The sequence below is a fragment of the Cecembia sp. genome (assembly GCF_007126775.1).
In the GTDB taxonomy this organism is placed as follows: domain Bacteria; phylum Bacteroidota; class Bacteroidia; order Cytophagales; family Cyclobacteriaceae; genus Cecembia.
On the sequence record NZ_SLAP01000207.1, the window covers coordinates 1 to 3,034 of the forward strand.

Genomic DNA, 3,034 nt, shown 5'->3' on the forward strand with positions numbered 1-3,034 from the left:
AGATTCTTATGGGCTGAACACAGAAAATTTCAAGTGTCCAAAAACCACTAAAGCCAACATCTCCAAACCCTGCTGTTATATGGACGAATAAGCCCAACCTTCCAATAGAAGATCTTCCTTCAAGCATGGGTACAAGGTTTTCAGTTTGGGTATATTCGATCGTCTTTCCTAGATACAAGCGGTTAGGTTCTAGGACCAAACCTCCTTCAGGTATGGTCAGTTCCTCAGTTTCATGTGCGGTTTTCATATCCAGAAGAGACGACTTGTACACCAAAAGCTTTTCATCCAATCTTAAATTGTAGCTGTTGGGATTGAGCCTGCTTTCATCAAAGGGATTTATAAAGATATCCCTGTTCAGTCTGTTTTTAATTTCAATGCCACTCAGAATCATATCAAGAGGAAATGGTTTCGTTTATCAAAGCTTTATTAATGAGTCTTTCCAGTCCTTGACGCTCGATATCTCTACCAATAAAAACCATCACCAATTCGGGAATTTTCTCTCCTTCAGGTAGTGGAGTAATGGTAAGCTTATTTCCTGTTGACTGAACCAATACAGGATTTTCTTCTCCTAATAACCTCACAAAACCTTTGATTCGGTAGATTTGGTGATAGTGTAAAAAAATGGACATCGAAAACGTAACATAGAGTTGGGTACGGTCAAATTCGTAAGGAACTTCTATGGCTATACTTTTCATGCGATGTCCCTCTTTCTTTGCCTGTTTAGAAAGCTCAATTTGATCTGATAGATTTTCAATCGGTGCATTTTGCATTAATAAAGAGGAGTCTAACTTTCCAAATTCAGTTGTTATGATTTTGGCTAACGGATTAATGCTCGAAATGCTGGTTTGGATGGATCCGATATAGGAGGCTTGTACCAGATCACACTTGTTGATCAATATCAAATCTGATGCAACAATTTGTCTGTACATTTCAGGAACTTCTTCGATTCTATCTTCAAAATTTTCTGCATCAATCAGGCAAATGACCTGCTTTAGATCAAAATACTGCATCACATCATCTCTCTTGAAAATGGATGCCAATTGTCCTGCATCTGCTACCCCCGAGGCTTCAATAAATAAATTATCCGGTAATTTATCTGCTTGGATCAACTGCGCAAGAACGGCAACCAACTCTCCATCAAGAGAACAGCAAATGCACCCATTATTCAATTCAAAAAGCTCTTGGTAGTTTTTTGAAACCAAATTGCCATCCACTGATACCTTTCCAAACTCATTTTCAATTACGTAGTTTAATTTATCTTTTTTGTTTTCCAACAGGTTGTTCAGAAGGGTGGTTTTCCCAGCACCTAGAAAGCCTGTAAGCAAATAAACAGTAATTTTTTTTTGCATTATTTTCATTGTTTAAGGCTAAGATATGAGATAAAAAATTTAAACGCAACAAAGTTGCATTAACTAGAGTCCTGTAAAGCTTGGGTGTAAAGAATTTATGTGAATCAAAATCAATCATTTATTAAAATTATCGTATTTTTAAGGGAAACATAAAATCCAAAGTCAATGAAAAAGCTCTATTTCTTAACCGCTATCTTATTCCTCTGTGTTTTCTCAGTTGTCAATGCCAAAGACAATGACAAGCTTATCGGTACTTGGGATGTAACCGTTCAGGATACTCCTCAGGGAACGGTGAATGTCCACTTGACGATTGAGAAAGAAGATGGTAAAATGAAGGCTAAATTCAAGCAAGTAGGTTCTGACCAAGTAACCAATGCTACTGTCAATGAACAGGAAAATGGAATAATGCTTTATTTTTATGCAGAAGGATATGACTTATATATGACCGTAAGGCCCGATGGAGATGATGCTGTTTCGGGCTATTTGGTGGATCAGTTTCCCGTAAAGGGAAAAAGAATCAATTAATCGGTTTTAGAAAAACCAAAAAAGCCAACCCTATTCCTTTGGGGTTGGCTTTTTTAGTGAATAATTTTTGAAAATTACTCTTCAATGGTCATCGAAAAGGTAATATCAAAGTCTACATCTCCGTCATTGACACTGGAGAATGCCGTCTTTACACCAGGTTGATGCGCCAGCCATACCCTGAAGGTTCCATTTTCCAAAGGACCTCCTGTAGTCCAACTTGTCCTTAGGCCAAGTGGAAGGTCATTTTGGTCAAAGTCAAGGTAATTGATGGCCCCATTTCTATCCTGAATATTGCCATTTCCTGTAGGGCTGGCGAAGGCATTGTTGGTGAATTCGAAAAACATTTGGTGTTCATCGGCTTCATCCAATATTTCCTCTTGAACATCTTCCACTGGCGTTACCAGTCTGTTGAGTAATTCGAAGGTCAAGGTATAAGTGGTATTTGCTTTCAGTGTAAAGGGCTGAACAGTAAAACTAGAATTCACGGCCAATCCTCCTGTTGGGTCTTCAGCAAGTGCGCGGACCACGGTTCCATCTTCTGCAGTGAAGATCAGTTCTATATCGGTAAAGATTTCAACTTCATTTTCTTCCTCAGGAGCTTCCGCTTCCTGGCAGGAAAATCCAATTGTAAGGATGAGCATTAGCATCAATAGCTGGGATAGTTTGTTTTGTTTTTTCATAATAGATTAGAATTTATAGTGAACGTTTAATATGATATTTCTTCCTAAGTCGTCTGCAAAAAACCGCATGGCATTGAGGTAATCTCTATATCGGGTATTGAGCCCATTATGCACCTGAAGACTAAGCCCCATTTTCCCTCTTTCAGCCCTGGCAAATCCATTCAAGAGAAAGTATCCCGGAGGAGGAGCCATGAAGTCAAATATTTCCGAATCCAAATTGATTGTGACATTGCCTTCAATCAGGTCCCTTATTGCAATTTCTCTAGGGGCTTGAAATTGTCTGAAAGTGTACATGGGTTGCAGGGCTACTTCCACGCGATCAAATGGACCAATATTTCTTTTGCTGTATTTCAATTCATAATTGAGGTTGATGGGAGGTTGGTTGATCAAAGGCTCATTTCTTTCCACATTTTGGGACCAAATGAAACTTCCGCCCATGCGGCTTTCCCAGTTGGTATTGTGGCTCCATTCATAGGTCAG

Annotated in this window: 4 protein-coding genes and 1 pseudogene; 1 reads left to right on the forward strand and 4 read right to left on the reverse strand. The window is 39.0% G+C overall.

The annotated features are described in order from the left end of the window. A partial coding sequence (locus QZT73_RS13835) for a dCTP deaminase (RefSeq protein WP_291781111.1) occupies window positions 1-391 on the reverse strand: 391 nt, incomplete at its 3' end. A gap of 1 nt (window position 392) precedes the next feature. Then, on the reverse strand, window positions 393-1,349 hold the full coding sequence (locus QZT73_RS13840; protein WP_291788737.1) for a GTP-binding protein: 957 nt from the start codon (window positions 1,347-1,349) through the stop codon (window positions 393-395). Between the two features lie 165 nt (window positions 1,350-1,514). On the opposite strand from QZT73_RS13840, the gene QZT73_RS13845 reads away from it, so the two are divergent. Continuing rightward, on the forward strand, window positions 1,515-1,874 hold the full coding sequence (locus QZT73_RS13845; protein ID WP_009185205.1) for a hypothetical protein: 360 nt from the start codon (window positions 1,515-1,517) through the stop codon (window positions 1,872-1,874). A 74-nt stretch (window positions 1,875-1,948) separates the two neighbouring features. On the opposite strand, the gene QZT73_RS13850 is transcribed toward QZT73_RS13845, so the two are convergent. Together QZT73_RS13850 and QZT73_RS13855 are read right to left on the reverse strand one after the other, a co-directional pair. Next, entirely contained in the window at window positions 1,949-2,554 is a 606-nt protein-coding gene (locus tag QZT73_RS13850; protein WP_291781118.1) for a hypothetical protein, read from the reverse strand. Between the two features lie 6 nt (window positions 2,555-2,560). Then, window positions 2,561-3,034 (reverse strand): annotated as a pseudogene (locus QZT73_RS13855) (TonB-dependent receptor); the annotation flags it as partial.

Excerpts from the sequence above, each read along its gene's own strand:
- QZT73_RS13840 (WP_291788737.1), bottom strand. The coding sequence starts at position 1,349 with ATGCAAAAAAAAATTACTGTTTATTTGCTTACAGGCTTTCTAGGTGCT.
- QZT73_RS13845 (WP_009185205.1), top strand. The coding sequence starts at position 1,515 with ATGAAAAAGCTCTATTTCTTAACCGCTATCTTATTCCTCTGTGTTTTC.
- QZT73_RS13850 (WP_291781118.1), bottom strand. The coding sequence starts at position 2,554 with ATGAAAAAACAAAACAAACTATCCCAGCTATTGATGCTAATGCTCATC.